The organism is Aequorivita sp. H23M31 (assembly GCF_004022485.1).
Lineage (GTDB): Bacteria > Bacteroidota > Bacteroidia > Flavobacteriales > Flavobacteriaceae > Aequorivita > Aequorivita ciconiae.
Window position 1 is genome coordinate 1,291,775 of sequence record NZ_CP034951.1, and the last position, 18,739, is coordinate 1,310,513.

4 protein-coding genes are annotated in these 18,739 nt (G+C 42.3%); 3 read left to right on the forward strand and 1 reads right to left on the reverse strand.

Going from position 1 to position 18,739, the window contains the following annotated elements:
• Positions 1-73: 73 nt before the first annotated feature.
• Positions 74-5,026, reverse strand: coding sequence for a fibronectin type III domain-containing protein (locus tag EI546_RS05750; protein WP_128249648.1), 4,953 nt, complete (start codon positions 5,024-5,026; stop codon positions 74-76).
• A 596-nt stretch (positions 5,027-5,622) separates the two neighbouring features.
• Here EI546_RS05750 and EI546_RS05755 point away from each other — a divergent pair.
• From EI546_RS05755 to EI546_RS05765, 3 genes are all read left to right on the forward strand, one after another.
• Positions 5,623-6,114, forward strand: a complete 492-nt coding sequence (locus EI546_RS05755) for a Dps family protein (protein WP_128249649.1) — start codon at positions 5,623-5,625, stop codon at positions 6,112-6,114.
• Between the two features lie 230 nt (positions 6,115-6,344).
• Positions 6,345-7,877: a helix-turn-helix domain-containing protein gene (locus EI546_RS05760; protein WP_128249650.1), complete on the forward strand. Its 1,533-nt coding sequence runs from the start codon at positions 6,345-6,347 to the stop codon at positions 7,875-7,877.
• Positions 7,878-8,293: 416 nt separating this feature from the next.
• On the forward strand, positions 8,294-18,691 hold the full coding sequence (locus EI546_RS05765) for a hypothetical protein (protein ID WP_128249651.1): 10,398 nt from the start codon (positions 8,294-8,296) through the stop codon (positions 18,689-18,691).
• The last annotated feature ends 48 nt before the right edge of the window (positions 18,692-18,739 follow it).

Here is an 18,739-nt window from a genome sequence, read left to right on the forward strand (position 1 = left end):
ATCTAAAATGGTGATAATATAAAAAAAAGAGACCCGTTTCCAGGTCTCTTTTCAATTAATTAATATTTGCTTATTACTCTTTTATAACCTTGAAGGTCGAAACAGAATCTGCCACAGTAGCCTTTAGAACGTAGGTTCCAGTTGCCAAGGTTGACATATCAATCACAACACTAAGATTTTTAGGTTCTACTATCATCACAGCTTGTCCTAAAAGATTATAGACTGTTATACTGTCTATAGCAATAGCAGCAGTTATAGTCAATTGCTCCTTCACTGGGTTAGGGTAATAAGTTACTTGTGCGTAATCATTATCCGTGATTCCTAAAGCCGTAGTAACAACATTTGTTGCTCCACTTCTGGTCATATTACCATGTCCACAATTAGATGTTACATACACATCATATGAAGTCTCTGCCTCAAGCCCTGTAACTGTAGCTGAAGTTAATCCAGCTTCAACAGTTTGACTCACTAAGGGAGTATTTATTTCCGGGTTTTGACCTTGGAAGTAAACATCTATCACGTAACCTTCTGTTGCTGTCGCGGAGGCTGTCCAGGACAGAGAGAACGAAGTATCTGAAATGTTGGTGATTTGTATATCCGTTACTGGATCACAGTCACCTGCAAATCGGATGTGGATATCATCTACAAAGAGATAAAATTGGTCTACCGGTGAGTAGGCGTTGAATCCGAAATAGTAAACACCATCTTCCGGAACGGTAAAGACAAGTTCCTCAAAATTAGGAGTACCACCAGTTATATCGGTATAATTTGCCAACACATTTATCATCGCTGAAGATTCTGGTGCAGTACCAAATGCAACTTTCATTTTCTCGTGGAATGCGTTCCCATTATTACCATACTTATATTCTATTTGATAATCGACTCCTGCCTCTAGATTTAAACCTTGCGTATAGAACCAAGTATAGGCACTACCAATCGAGCTCCACTTATAACGAAGCGCTCTGCCGGTGAAACCGTTATTGTTTACGTTGGCCACTTCCCAAGAATTACCATTGGACAAATTCTCAACGCTTGTACAGATAGGCACATTTGGAGGGCTAGTTTCCTCAAATCCTAGGTAATAAGGAGGATCCAAAGCAATGCATTCGGTGACAAAGTATCCTGGGCCAACCCATATACTAACATCATCTACCCCGCAAAAACTTCTAACGTAGAATTCGTATTCGGTACTTGCAGTTAAACCAGTAATGGTAGCTTCAGGCAATGGACCATCATGGTGTATCATTGTTCCTTCCACTTCTGGATCGAAACCAGGAGCACCATAAATAATATCCCATTCTGATTCAGTTCCCCAAGGGGTCCAACTAATGTTTGCCGAAGTCTCTGTAACACTCACAACAGCCACACCTCTTGGAGGCATACAGCTAGGTGCGTCAATAATATTAAGGGTATAATCTTCAGCTTCTCCATTTGTTGTGGAACCACAAGGACTCGGATTTGTGGGAGTGTATTGAGCTACAATTCTAATTCTATATTGTCCATTTGGAGTACCCATAGGCACAGTTACAGTTCCCGATGCATTAGAGACATAAGTTCCAGAAGAATATACCTTCTCCGATTCTTCAAACTCCATGTTATTATTGTAATCTATCCACATATTAACTCCATAGGTATAGTTTGAACCTGCAAATGAGGCATTGAAATCAAACTCTCCACCAGGGAATGAGGTTACAACCATATTAGTGAAATTACCATAACCATTAGGAGACTGACCAGAATTGAGGTTCGTAATATTTTGAACTCCTTCTGTCGTTTCAAAATTATTTATATAATAAGAAGTTGAAGTAGATGAATATTGGCAATAGCCAGTAAAGAAATACTTCTTATTTGATAGAATACTTTCATCACCTGGTCCACAGATTGCACGCACGTAAAAGTCATAGCCAGTGTCGCTTACCAATCCTGTAAGAGTGGCTTCAGGGATATTGTTTACAACTATTGTAGTACCTTGGGTAAGTGGATCAAAACCAGCTAATCCGTATATCACATTCCATTCAGTTTCAGTTGAACCTGGTGTCCAAGAAATTTCCGCGGTTGTTTCTCCTACTACACCAACAGCCAAATCAATAGGCTTAGGACAAGATGGAATAGTCTGCACCATAAAATCATCCAACCAGTAATACCAAATATTTGACGCAGAGTTATGCCTAAAAGCTATATGGTTGTTTCCACCTGATAGAGTGACATTGTTCAAGTTAAACTCATACTCGGTATAATCATTATTAGGAGGGTTTATAGTTGCTACCAGCTCAAAAGTACTAGTATCGAGTGGGTTACTCATTACACCTACATCGATAGTGCCCGAACTAGTACCTTCTCTTCTTAGCATAAAGTTAACCTGAAGGTTTTGAATATCCTCTACAAACGGAGGCGATATTGCGTAAGTAGGTACACCTGTTGCCGATTGGAATTTCAAACTATTAGGCGCACTGGTTGAATTCCCTGACACAATTGATGGCCATACAGTGCCACTTGTGTAAGTTATTCTTTCCCAACATGGGGGGAAAGCATTAGAACCCGTTCCATACGTATCAAAATTTTCTAAATATGGAAGAGAGGCTATTGCATCACAAGCTGTTCTAAAGTCTTTCGGGCCCGCCCATATACTCAAATCGTCTGTACCGCAAACAGCTTGAACATAAAATTCATAGCCTGAACTTGGATTTAAGTTGGTAATTTGATAAGATGCTGTGCTAGATGTAGCGTTACCTACCTCTCCGGCACCTCCTACTGTAAACCCAGGGGTCCCCCAAGAGATATTCCATTCAGTTTCAGAAGAACCTGGGGTCCAGGAAATATTTGCGCTTGTAGTTTCTACTGAATCCACCATCAAATCGATAGGCTTAGGACAACTAGGAATTTCCTGAACCATAAAATCATCCAACCAATAATACCAAATACTTGAAGTAGAGTTGTGTCTAAGAGCTATATAATTGTTCCCTCCAGAAAGTGTAACATTATTCAAGTTAAACTCGTATTCGGTATAATCATTATTAGGAGGGTCTATAATTGCCACCAGCTCAAAAGTACTGGTGTCAAATGGATTGCTCATAACCCCTAGTTCCATAGTACCAGAATTAGTACCTTCTCTTTTTAACATAAAGCTTACCTGAAGGTTTTGAATATCCTCTTCAAACGGAGGAGAAATAGCATAAGTAGGAACACCTGTTGCAGATTGGAATTTCAGACTGTTAGGCGTGCTAGTTGCATTTCCTGATACAATTGATGGCCATACAGTGCCACTTGTGTAGGTTATTCTTTCCCAACATGGAGGGAAAGCATTAGAACCCGTTCCATAGGTATCAAAATTTTCTAAGTATGGAAGAGTTGTAATAGCAACACATGATGTCCTGAAGTTGATTGGACCGGATAGAGAGCTCTCTTCCGTACCACAAACAGTACGTACGTAGAAATCATAAGCGGTGTTACCAGTCAAGCCAGTAAGAGTAGTCTCAGGGTCAGTGTCTACCATAACTGTAGTTCCATCTGTGATGGGATTAAAACCTGTAGGTCCGTAAATAACCTTCCATTCTGTGGCGGGACCATTTGGAGCCCAGCTTAGTTCTGCTGTGGTATCCGTAACATTCACTACTGTAAGAGCACCTGGACGCAAACAACCGTTTGCTTCTTCCACGCTGATATCATCCAAAGAAATATACCAAGGACTAGAATTAATTTTACCCTTTATCCCAATATAATATATACCTGAAGTGGTAGGAGTGAAAAAATCAGAAATCTCTTGATAATTCCCGTCTACTATTGGAGTTGACGGAATAATTGGATTGGTCATAGCCGCTGGGCTATCGGATAATCCGTAGGAAGCCATCACGCTGGCATTAGATCCGTTAGTTCCGTCTTGTCTGGCATAAAACCTCAATTCGTAAGGAGTACCACCTGTTAGGCTAAGAGGATAAAAAATCCAATCTTCGTTACCATATCTTAGGTAAATATTCCAACTTCCACTGCGTGGGCCGCGGTTATAAGAGGTTTCGCTGTTGTTTGTGATCCAAACATCACTTCCTGTAACCGAACTTTGTGACCAACATCCCGCAAGAGGTTGTGAATTTGTAAATCCAGATTCAAAGCCTTCTGTCCAAGGAGGGCTCGCTATGCCGCAAGAAGTATTGTATGCTACAGGACCAACCAAACCACTATATTCATCAACTCCACAGATAGCTCTTACATAAAAATCGTAAGCGGTATTCTCGCTCAGGCCGGTAATGGTAACTCCAGGAATTCCGTCATCATCGAGTAAAGTTGTTCCTTCAATAAGAGGATTAAATCCGGCTGTTCCATAAATCACTTCCCATTGGGTAGCAATACCATTTTCGGTCCAAGTTAAATCGGCTGTAGTATCAGTCCCTCCAGTGATGGTAAGACCAGTAGGTCTTGGACAAGATTCCTGTAGCCCGCCCAATATCACGTTATTAATAAAGTTAGTTCTAGCACTTGCAGTTGGTGGAGAAGCGGGATCTGGATTGGTAGTATCACTACGATAATAAATACTTCTACCTGCTCCCATTGCTCCTGTTTTACCGAAATAATTTGAACAATCATTTCCAGGCTGATTCTCATCCACAGCAACCACTAAATTATCGACATTATTATAGGGAAATGCATTATTAAATGTTATAACCATTTGATTTCCAGCCGCCGGATAGGTAACCGTACCCGTGTAAACTTGGGTCAGGTTGGCAAGAGGCACCCAATCGTCGTTGTTGGAAAATTCGGTCTTGGTGGTGTGACCAAGATAAACTGTCCAACCAGCACTGCTACTGTTATTTGTTGATGTGGTTCTGTCGTAATAAAAAGAGATAGAGGTAATATCTCCCCCAGTAGTATTGATATCGGTTTTGAGTAATAGCTGTTGACTATATGAGTAATTGTAACAACTGCTAATGGGCATGGCATTGGTGGTGCCGCTTTGGGTTCCCACAATTACCTGGGCGAAATTCGTCCAAGAACATAGAAATCCAAATAGAATTAGTAAAGTAATTTTTCTCATGTGAAGGGTTTTTATTAATAATAAAGTTTAGAAACACGCCCCGAAAAACAATCTTTTCTTTTAACTTCTACACTAAATATGAATTTTAAAAAAATTCTCTCCTATTGAGAACTAGGATATTAATAGGAAGTTAAAATTTTCAATTGAATTATGCGGACCGTGAAAGTAAACATTTATTTCAAATTAACAAAAATTAACATGATGGATTTTATCGGACCGGTAAAAGATTAACAACAAATAAAATATTTATTTTCCATGATGAACTTGTGCAATTTGCTTAACAAGTGATTAGCTATAATAAAACAAACTTCAAATTAAACGCTAATATCTAGAGGGAATTCGCTTTTATGTTAAGATAACGAACAATGCAGAAATACAAAATTCATCCTTCCTTATTTCGAGCTAGGTAACACAAATTATACTTTATATTAAACAACTTTCATTAGAAACTCTTCTCGTTATATAATGTACAATAGTTGTAAGGAAAATAAATTCAACAACTCCTGTTTGCTAGTTAAATAAAGGTAAAATCGTCTTATTAAGTTGGTTCTGCTCTATGCTTTGGTTATATTTGGGAAAACTTAAAAAAAATAAACATGGGTTATTTAAATTTAGACAAAAAGAAAACCGCCGCAACCGCAAAACAACTAAACATATTATTGGCGGACTACCACTTATATTATCAAAAAGTCCGCAATTTCCATTGGAATGTTGTGGGACATAATTTTTTTGATTTACATATTAAATTCGAGGAAATGTACGAGGATGCCAAGACGAAAATCGATGAGATTGCCGAACGAATTTTGACCCTGCGCTATCAACCAACCAGTAATTTTTCAGATTATCTGAAAATGAGCAGTATTAAGGAAGATTCTGAGAATACCAAGGACATGGAAATGGTTAAAAAACTTCTGGAAGACCACGGAAAACTTTTAAAACAAATGCGTGAGGTTGTGGACACAGCAGAGAAAGCAGAAGATGAAGGAACTATAGATATGATTGGTGGCTATATAGGACACATCGAAAAAATTAGTTGGATGCTCGACGCCTGGTCTATGAAAGCAACGGATAACCATCCAGAGGCTTAGTACTCTGAATAATAATATTGAATCCATTTTATATTGAATTTTCCCAATTTAAAATGGGTTTTTTATTTACGGATTTCCGAAGTTTTATATTACATGCTCTTTTGAAATATTTATGTTGGAATTTATTATAATCTAAATGAATAATTGTTAAAACCTCCATACTAATTTAATTATCTGTTAATAAATGATATTATTGCACTTATTAACAGTTTGAATAAAGTGTGAGAAAGATGATGATAAAATTTCTGTTTGGGGCATCCCTTTTATTGACCTGCTTCACTCTTATTTCCCAAAATGAGAAAGTGGACAAGGCATTCGACAGCGTGTTTTATCACATTGCAGTACAAGTAATTTCTGAAAATCCCCATAGGGCAATGCTCATGGCGGATTCACTTTACATATATTCTACCAGCGAGAAACAACGGTATAAATCCCTAATGCTCAAAGCTGATATTCTCGATAAACAGGAGAAACGTGGTGAAGCGATAGTTTTGGCCCGAAAAGCCCTAAAATTAGCGGAGAATGAAAAAGATTATAATTTTCAATCCCGAATCTACGGATTTCTGTCTACGCAATATCGTAGTATCGGTTTTTACGATGAAGGAAAAAGTGCCATTCAAAAGGGAATTGAATTAAGCCAAAATATTGAGAACAAGGTGCAGGTCGTAAAATATACGGCTATGGCAAATGAGGAATTGGCCGATTATGCGATGGAAGAAGGTGATTTTCATTCTGCCATTGATTATATTAAGTTGGCAATGATGGGATACGAGCAGGAGGAAAATCCCCAGTTCAAAAATTTTCTCCTGGCAAACTCCAACGCAATTCTCGCCCGGGCAAATATGGGCTTGAATAATTCTGAAAAAGCCTTGAAGCATTTTGCCCTTGCCGACGGATTCATTAATGCTGCTGAATCAGGTTCATCTCTATGGGCCGCACTTATATATCAAGGATATGCCCAAGCTCTTCTGGAAACTAAAAACCCGGATAGCGCAAAAGCTTATCTCGATAAAGCTTTGATAATTTCAGAAAATGGGAATCACGGTAATTTAAAACAAAAAGTTTATGAAACCTTTGCCGAATATTACAACACTACAAAACAAGGTGATAGTTTCACAAAATATAATAGTGAGTATTTAGCAATACAGAGAAAAAATACTGCCAAACATAAATTATTGGTTAATGATGCTTACAACGTCCTCAACGAAACACCCGATTCCAAAACCAATAAAAATATTTTATATATTGGGATAGGCTTATCTGTTTTAATAATTGGAGGATTTATACTTTTTATTAAAAGAAAATCCCATTTTAAGAATTCTGAAAATGAATTTAAAGAAAACGGTACAAGGCCCGAACTATCCTTACCATCCAGAACGGAAGAAGTTATTCTCTCTAACCTAGAAAAATTTGAAGCTTCTAATGATTTTCTTGAGAAAGATATGTCTTTTTCTAAACTTGCCGGAATTTTAAATACCAATCATAAATACTTACGATATATTCTGAAAAAATATAAAAGTAAGGATTACAATAATTACATAAATGAGTTGCGTATTAATTACATATTACAAAAATTAAAAACTGACTCCGAATATTTAAACTATAAGATCAGTTATCTCGCAAATGAGAGCGGATTTTCCTCACACAGTAAATTTTCTGCTGAATTTAGAAGTATGGTAGGTTGTTCGCCATCAGATTATATAGATAAACTCGGTAATGGATCTAAAGAACAACTTTCTGAAGATTATATTTCTAGAAACTAATTGTTTCCCTGCTACATTAATTTTCCCCTACCTATCTGTATAAAATTTTGAAATTTATCGAGCTTAATCGGAATTTTCAAAAATTTATTTCTTCTAAAGTTAAATGGGTTTCGCCCTTTTAAAACTTTCTCCATAAATCATCGGGGCACCAAAAAAACTACCCTATATTTTCTTTTAAACTCCTGTTTTCCATACTACACTTACAGTCAATCAATTACAGCATGTCTGAATTGTGGAATTCGGACATCCTGACAATATAATCCCCCTTCCCTTCAGAGCTATCTTTGCAACACACGAAGCTTTAAGTTAATTTAAAGTTAAAAAATTATCACATAACAAGATCTAGGGAGACAGGTTATTCTTCCTTGGATTTTTTTATCTGACGATCTCAACAGAACCAATTTTTACCATTAATTATGAAAAAACTATTACTACTATTTGTTCTAATCACGGGTAATTTTCTTTTTGCACAAGTTGGAATTGGCACGGATATGCCAAATCCATCAACACAATTGGAAATAAAATCCTCTAACCGAGGTATTCTTATTCCACAGGTTCCGTTGACCAGCGTAACCGATCGGACAACAATTACTGCGGGTAACTTGGAAAGCCTTTTGGTATATAATATCAACACAAGCGCGACGCTTTCCCCAGGCTATTATTATTGGTACCAAGAAAAATGGAACAGGCTTTTAACTGAAACCGATCTCCCAGATTATATAGTTTTTTGGGATATCACAAACAATCAATTCACCTATATAGATGAAAATGGTGACATTCAGATAATTAACATATCCGATCTGGAAACTCTTACCTATTTGGGATTAAACGCAGATGGGCATACTCTTGAATATACGGATGAAGATGGCGTTATATCAACAATCGATCTGGCAACAGTGATCAGGAATTTTGAAACCCTCACTTCCATTATTGATAATGGAGATGGAACCTTTTCTTATACTGACGAAGATGGGAATATTACAACTATTGATATGTCCACTCTTGAGACCCTCACTTATTTAGCGTTAAACCCTGATGGAAAGACATTGGAATATACCGATGAGGATGGAGTAGTGACAAGTATAGATCTGGAATTAATTATAAAGAACTATGAGACACTTACCACTATTGTCGATAACGGTGACGGAACCTTTACCTATACCGATGAACAGGGAAATACAACAACTATTAGTATTTCGAACCTTGAAACCCTGACCTATTTAGCTATAAACCCAGATGGAAAAACGTTGGAATATACCGATGAGAATGGGGTAGTAACATCAATTAATCTGGAAACGATTATCCAGAACTTTCAAACAGTAACAACTTTAATTGACAATGCCAACGGAACTTATACCTATACTTCCGAGGATGGAACAGTAACAATCATAGACGTTCCAGCTTCCGTGGTAGCCAATTTTGAGACCATCGTAAACGATGGTCCGGTTACCATCAACGGTACTACCTATACTACAATTGAAGAGTACATCATCAGCTTGGCCAACGCCAGCGTAAACCTGGACGGCGGTGATATGATCACCGTAACCGGTACAGGAACCGTTGCGGATCCGTATGTGGTATCCGTGACCGCGGGTGCTCCTGATTCCATGCTGATCACCAATGCAGCGGGTGACCTGGAATGGGCAACCATTGCCTCTATCGTTCAGGACAACGAGACCGTTACTACATTAATTGACAATGCCAACGGAACTTATACCTATACTTCCGAGGATGGAACTGTAACCATTATAGACGTTCCCGCTTCCGTGGTAGCCAATTTTGAGACCATCGTAAACGACGGTCCGGTTACCATCAACGGAACTAACTATACTACAATTGAAGAGTACATCATCAGCTTGGCAAATGCCAGCGTAAACCTGGACGGTGGTGATATGATCACCGTGACCGGAACAGGAACAGCTGCGGATCCGTATATCGTTTCTGTAGAAGCAGGCGCACCGGATTCTATGTTGATCACCAATGCTTCAGGAGATCTGGAATGGGCAACCATTGCCTCTATCGTTCAGGCGAACGAGACCCTTACTACATTAATTGATAATGCCAACGGAACTTATACTTACACCAGCGAGGATGGAACTGTAACCATTATAGATGTTCCCGCATCGGTTGTATCAAACTTTGAGACCATCGTAAACGACGGCCCGGTTACCATCAACGGAACTACCTATACCACGATAGAAGAGTACATCATCAGCTTGGCAAACGCCAGCGTAAACCTGGACGGTGGCGATATGATCACCGTAACCGGTACAGGAACCGCTGCAGACCCATATATCGTTTCTGTACAAGCAGGTGCTCCTGATTCCATGCTGATCACCAATGCAGCGGGAGATTTGGAATGGGCAACCATTGCCTCTATCGTTCAGGCGAACGAGACCATTACTACATTAATTGACAATGCCAACGGAACTTATACCTATACTTCTGAGGATGGAACGGTAACCATTATAGACGTTCCAGCTTCCGTGGTGGCAAACTTTGAGACCATCGTAAACGACGGTCCGGTTACCATCAACGGGAATACCTATACTACAATTGAAGAGTACATCATCAGCCTTGCCAACGCCAGCGTAAACCTGGATGGCGGCGATATGATCACCGTAACCGGTACAGGAACAGCTGCGGATCCGTATGTGGTATCCGTGACTGCGGGTGCTCCTGATTCTATGCTGATCACCAATGCAGCGGGAGATCTGGAATGGGCAACCATTGCCTCTATCGTTCAGGACAACGAGACCGTTACTACATTAATTGACAATGCCAACGGAACTTATACCTATACTTCTGAGGACGGAACGGTAACCATTATCGACGTTCCAGCTTCCGTGGTAGCCAATTTTGAGACCATCGTAAACGACGGTCCGGTTACCATCAACGGAACTACCTATACTACAATTGAAGAGTACATCATCAGTCTGGCAAATGCCAGCGTAAACCTGGACGGCGGTGATATGATCACCGTGACCGGTACAGGAACAGTTGCGGATCCATATATCGTTTCTGTACAGGCAGGTGCACCGGATTCTATGTTGATCACCAATGCAGCGGGAGATCTGGAATGGGCAACCATTGCCTCTATCGTTCAGGCGAACGAGACCATTACTACATTAATTGACAATTCCAACGGAACTTATACCTATACTTCCGAGGACGGAACGGTAACCATTATAGACGTTCCAGCTTCCGTGGTGGCAAACTTTGAGACCATCGTAAACGACGGTCCGGTTACCATCAACGGAACTACCTATACCACAATTGAAGAGTACATCATCAGCTTGGCAAACGCCAGCGTAAACCTGAACGGCGGTGATATGATCACCGTGACCGGAACAGGAACAGTTGCGGATCCATATATCGTTTCTGTACAGGCAGGTGCACCGGATTCTATGTTGATCACCAATGCAGCGGGAGATCTGGAGTGGGCAACCATTGCCTCTATCGTTCAGGACAACGAGACCGTTACTACATTAATTGACAATGCTAACGGAACTTATACTTACACCAGCGAGGACGGAACGGTAACCATTATAGACGTTCCCGCTTCCGTGGTGGCAAACTTTGAGACCATCGTAAACGACGGTCCGGTTACCATCAACGGAACTACCTATACCACGATAGAAGAGTACATCATCAGCTTGGCAAACGCCAGCGTGAACCTGGACGGCGGCGATATGATCACCGTGACCGGTACAGGAACCGCTGCGGATCCATATATCGTTTCTGTACAAGCAGGCGCACCGGATTCCATGCTGATCACCAATGCAGCGGGTGACCTGGAGTGGGCAACCATTGCCTCTATCGTTCAGGACAACGAGACCGTTACTACATTAATTGACAATGCCAACGGAACTTATACCTATACTTCCGAGGACGGAACAGTAACCATTATAGACGTTCCCGCTTCCGTGGTGGCAAACTTTGAGACTATCGTAAACGATGGTCCGGTTACCATCAACGGAACTACCTATACCACGATAGAAGAGTACATCATCAGCTTGGCAAATGCCAGCGTAAACCTGGACGGCGGTGATATGATCACCGTGACCGGTACAGGAACAGTTGCGGATCCGTATATCGTTTCTGTACAGGCAGGTGCACCGGATTCCATGCTGATCACCAATGCAGCGGGAGATCTGGAATGGGCAACCATTGCCTCTATCGTTCAGGACAACGAGACCGTTACTACATTAATTGACAATGCCAACGGAACTTATACTTACACCAGCGAGGATGGAACGGTAACCATTATAGACGTTCCAGCTTCCGTAGTGGCAAACTTTGAGACCATCGTAAACGACGGTCCGGTTACCATCAACGGGAATACCTATACTACAATTGAAGAGTACATCATCAGCCTTGCCAACGCCAGCGTAAACCTGGATGGCGGCGATATGATCACCGTAACCGGTACAGGAACAGCTGCGGATCCGTATGTGGTATCCGTGACTGCGGGTGCTCCTGATTCTATGCTGATCACCAATGCAGCGGGAGATCTGGAATGGGCAACCATTGCCTCTATCGTTCAGGCGAACGAGACCGTTACTACATTAATTGACAATGCTAACGGAACTTATACCTATACTTCCGAGGACGGAACGGTAACCATTATAGACGTTCCCGCTTCCGTGGTGGCAAACTTTGAGACTATCGTAAACGATGGTCCGGTTACCATCAACGGGAATACCTATACTACAATTGAAGAGTACATCATCAGCCTTGCCAACGCCAGCGTGAACCTGGACGGTGGCGATATGATCACCGTAACCGGTACAGGAACTGCTGCGGATCCGTATATCGTTTCTGTACAGGCAGGCGCACCGGATTCCATGCTGATCACCAATGCAGCGGGTGACCTGGAGTGGGCAACCATTGCCTCTATCGTTCAGGACAACGAGACCGTTACTACATTAATTGACAATGCTAACGGAACTTATACCTATACTTCCGAGGACGGAACGGTAACCATTATAGACGTTCCCGCTTCCGTGGTGGCAAACTTTGAGACTATCGTAAACGATGGTCCGGTTACCATCAACGGAACTACCTATACCACGATAGAAGAGTACATCATCAGCTTGGCCAACGCCAGCGTGAACTTGGACGGTGGCGACATGATCACCGTGACCGGAACAGGAACAGCTGCAGACCCATATATCGTGTCTGTACAAGCAGGTGCACCGGATTCTATGCTGATCACCAATGCTTCAGGAGATCTGGAATGGGCAACCATTGCCTCTATCGTTCAGGACAACGAGACCGTTACTACATTAATTGACAATGCCAACGGAACTTATACCTATACTTCTGAGGACGGAACGGTAACCATTATAGACGTTCCAGCTTCCGTGGTGGCAAACTTTGAGACCATCGTAAACGATGGTCCGGTTACCATCAACGGAACTACCTATACTACAATTGAAGAGTACATCATCAGTCTGGCAAATGCCAGCGTAAACCTGGATGGCGGCGATATGATCACCGTAACCGGTACAGGAACCGCTGCGGATCCATATATCGTTTCTGTACAAGCAGGCGCACCGGATTCTATGCTGATCACCAATGCAGCGGGAGATCTGGAATGGGCAACCATCTCTTCAGTCATCGTAGCTAATGAGACTGTAACGATCTTGGTAGATAACGGTGACGGCACCTTTACCTATACTAATGAGGCCGGAGCAGTTGTTACTTTCGACGCCACTAGAGCGAATATTACCGACAATGGAAACGGAACTTATACTGTAATCGGAGCAGATGGAAATCCCGTAATAATTGATATACCTGCTGACATTATCAACAACTTTGAGAATATAGTATACGGCGGTCCAGTAACAGTAGGAGGAAATATCTACAATAACATCGAGGAGTACTTTACTTATCTTGTAGAGCAGAATCAAGCTCTAACCGCCATAATTGACAACGGAGATGGCACCTTTACTTATACCGATGAAGATGGAAATAGTGTAACCTTCGACGCCAATACCACTACAATGATAAACAATGGCGATGGTACTTATATATTTACCAATGCCAATGGCGATTCTATTACTGTAGACGTTATTGGAGATGTAGTAAACAATATTCAAAATAACGGTGCTATATACGATGAAATTATGAATCTGATCAATGCTGGCTCAGATTCATTAATTGACAACGGAAATGGTACCTACACCCACACGGCTGTGGACGGAACTGTTGTGGTAATCGATGCGAACACTACTTCGGTAACCGTACTTGATGGAGTTTATACATTTACGGATGCTGCTGGAAACGTGATCACTACGATCGACACCAATGCGGATGCCATTGCTTTTGACAATACTGTTTCTGGACTTACCGCTTCCGATGTTCAGGCTGCCATTGATGAACTTGCCAATAACCTGGCTAACACTTCTGATGAGCTGGTTGATAACGGAAATGGAACCTACACCCACACGGCTGTGGACGGAACGGTTGTGGTAATCGATGCGAACACTACTTCGGTAACCGTACTTGATGGAGTTTATACCTTTACGGATGCTGCTGGGAACGTGATCACTACGATCGACACCAATGCGGATGCCATTGCTTTTGACAATACTGCTTCTGGACTTACAGCTTCCGATGTTCAGGCTGCCATTGATGAGCTTGCCAATAACCTTGCTAACACTTCCGATGAGCTGGTTGACAACGGAAATGGAACCTACACCCACACGGCTGTGGACGGAACTGTTGTGATCATTGATGGGAACACTACTTCGGTAACCGTACTTGATGGAGTTTATACCTTTACTGATGCTGCTGGGAACATTATCACTACGATCGATACCAATGCGGATGCGATTGCTTTTGACAACACTGTTTCTGGCCTTACCGCTTCTGATGTTCAGGCTGCCATCGACGAGCTTGCCAATAACCTGGCAAACACTTCTGATGAGCTGGTTGACAACGGAAATGGAACCTACACCCACACTGCGGTTGACGGAACTGTTGTGGTAATCGATGCGAACACTACTTCGGTAACCGTACTTGATGGAGTTTATACCTTTACGGATGCTGCTGGAAACGTGATCACTACGATCGATACCAATGCGGATGCGATTGCTTTTGACAACACTGTTTCTGGCCTTACCGCTTCCGATGTTCAGGCTGCCATCGACGAGCTTGCCAATAACCTTGCTAACACTTCCGATGAGCTGGTTGATAACGGAAATGGTACCTACACCCACACTGCGGTTGACGGAACGGTTGTGGTAATCGATGCGAACACTACTTCGGTAACCGTACTGGATGGAGTTTATACCTTTACGGATGCTGCTGGAAACGTTATCACTACGATCGATACCAATGCGGATGCGATTGCTTTTGACAACACTGTTTCTGGCCTTACCGCTTCCGATGTTCAGGCTGCCATCGACGAGCTTGCCAATAACCTTGCTAACACTTCCGATGAGCTGGTTGATAACGGAAATGGTACCTACACCCACACTGCGGTTGACGGAACAGTTGTGATCATTGATGCGAATACTACTTCGGTAACTGTTTTGGATGGAGTTTATACCTTTACGGATGCTGCTGGAAACGTGATCACTACGATCGATACCAATGCGGATGCCATTGCTTTTGACAATACTGCTTCTGGCCTTACCGCTTCCGATGTTCAGGCTGCCATCGACGAGCTTGCCAATAACCTGGCAAATACTTCTGATGAGCTGGTTGACAACGGAGATGGTACCTACACCCACACGGCGGTGGACGGAACTGTTGTGATCATTGATGCGAACACTACTTCGGTAACTGTTTTGGATGGAGTTTATACCTTTACGGATGCAGCTGGAAACGTTATCACTACGATCGATACCAATGCGGATGCGATTGCTTTTGACAATACTGTTTCTGGCCTTACCGCTTCCGATGTTCAGGCTGCCATCGACGAGCTTGCCAATAACCTGGCAAATACTTCTGATGAGCTGGTTGACAACGGAAATGGAACCTACACACACACGGCTGTGGACGGAACTGTTGTGGTAATCGATGCGAACACTACTTCGGTAACCGTACTTGATGGAGTTTATACCTTTACGGATGCTGCTGGGAACGTTATCACTACGATCGATACCAATGCGGATGCGATTGCTTTTGACAATACTGTTTCTGGCCTTACCGCTTCCGACGTTCAGGCTGCCATCGACGAGCTTGCCAATAACCTGGCAAACACTTCTGATGAGCTTGTTGACAACGGTGACGGAACCTACACGCACACGGCGGTTGACGGAACGGTTGTGGTAATCGATGCGAACACTACTTCGGTAACCGTACTTGATGGAGTTTATACCTTTACGGATGCAGCTGGGAACGTTATCACTACGATCGATACCAATGCGGATGCCATTGCTTTTGACAATACTGTTTCTGGCCTTACCGCTTCCGACGTTCAGGCTGCCATCGACGAGCTTGCCAACAATCTGGCAAACACTTCTGATGAGCTGGTTGACAACGGAAATGGAACCTACACCCACACTGCGGTTGACGGAACTGTCGTAATCATTGATGCGAACACTACTTCGGTAACCGTACTTGATGGAGTTTATACCTTTACGGATGCTGCTGGGAACGTTATCACTACGATCGATACCAATGCGGATGCCATTGCTTTTGACAATACTGTTTCTGGACTTACCGCTTCTGATGTTCAGGCTGCCATCGACGAGCTTGCCAATAATCTGGCAAACACTTCTGATGAGCTGGTTGATAACGGAAATGGAACCTACACCCACACGGCTGTGGACGGAACTGTTGTGGTAATCGATGCGAACACTACTTCGGTAACCGTACTTGATGGAGTTTATACCTTTACGGATGCAGCTGGGAACGTAATCACTACGATCGACACCAATGCGGATGCCATTGCTTTTGACAATACTGCTTCTGGCCTTACCGCTTCCGATGTTCAGGCTGCCATCGACGAGCTTGCCAATAACCTGGCAAATACTTCTGATGAGCTGGTTGATAACGGAAATGGAACCTACACCCACACTGCGGTTGACGGAACTGTTGTGGTAATCGATGCGAACACTACTTCGGTAACCGTACTTGATGGAGTTTATACCTTTACGGATGCTGCTGGAAACGTTATCACTACGATCGATACCAATGCGGATGCGATTGCTTTTGACAATACTGCTTCTGGCCTTACCGCTTCCGATGTTCAGGCTGCCATCGACGAGCTTGCCAATAACCTGGCTAACACTTCAGATGAGCTGGTTGACAACGGAAATGGAACCTACACCCACACGGCTGTGGACGGAACTGTTGTGGTAATCGATGCGAACACTACTTCGGTAACCGTACTTGATGGAGTTTATACATTTACTGATGCTGCTGGAAACGTTATCACTACGATCGACACCAATGCGGATGCGATTGCTTTTGACAACACTGTTTCTGGCCTTACCGCTTCCGATGTTCAGGCTGCCATCGACGAGCTTGCCAATAACCTTGCTAACACTTCCGATGAGCTGGTTGATAACGGAAATGGTACCTACACCCACACTGCGGTTGACGGAACTGTCGTAATCATTGATGCGAACACTACTTCGGTAACCGTACTTGATGGAGTTTATACATTTACTGATGCTGCTGGAAACGTTATCACTACGATCGACACCAATGCGGATGCGATTGCTTTTGACAACACTGCTTCTGGCCTTACCGCTTCAGACGTTCAGGCTGCCATCGATGAGCTTGCCAATAACCTGGCAAATACTTCTGATGAACTTGTTGACAACGGAAATGGAACCTACACCCACACGGCTGTGGACGGAACTGTTGTGGTAATCGATGCGAACACTACTTCGGTAACCGTACTTGATGGAGTTTATACCTTTACGGATGCTGCTGGGAACGTTATCACTACGATCGATACCAATGCCGATGCGATTGCCTTTGACAATTCAACGAATGGTTTTACAGCCACCAATGTTCAAGGGGCAATTGAAGAAATCTCAAACACGATAACTTTAAACAAGGGAGATTTAACTGTGGATGGTGGCTTAGAATTCATTGGGGTTACCGATGGACTTAATAAGCTTCTGGCCGATGCAGGAATTCAAATTGCCGATGGTGGTATCACAACAGATAAAATCTCTGATGGCGCAGTTACTAACGAAAAAGTTGGTGATGACGCAATCACATCAGATAAGATTTTAGATGGGACCATCTTGCCTGAAGACATTGCAACTGCTGATCCAGATCAAGTACTTACCACAGATATAAATGGTAATCCAGTTTGGGTGGATCAATCTGAAGTTGGAGAAATAGTAGACGCTACCAATGGTCTCAATAAGGATGGTTTGGATATTAAATTAGGAGGTACCTTGATCGAACCGACAACTATTACTACCGATGCAACTAATACCCTTGCTATAGCAGGTTTAGAGGCAGGAACAGTTGAAGATCGTTTAGTGGTTGTTGAAACGGACGGTACACTAAGAGCGATAAAAGCAGCAATGCCTAAGTTCTTCTATATGCCTGCAATTATTTTTGATACCTCGGTGAACGGCACCTTTACCCGAAACCTTCACTCAGAATATCAGGCGCAGTTTACAGGAACAGGAAATCCGACTTTAGTGAGTAGTTCAGGGGCAACCAATGCAATCCCTACCCTACCCGCAAATGAGTTAGAATACCATATTACATATTATGATACAACTGTATTTGCCAATTTATCTATTGATGCAAATGGATTGTTGACTTATGACATCATAGGAAATGCAACGGAAGCATCATATATGACTATCGTTTTTGTAGTGAAATAATAGGTAAGTGAAATGCTGTTGGGATTTTCATCCCAACAGCATAACTTA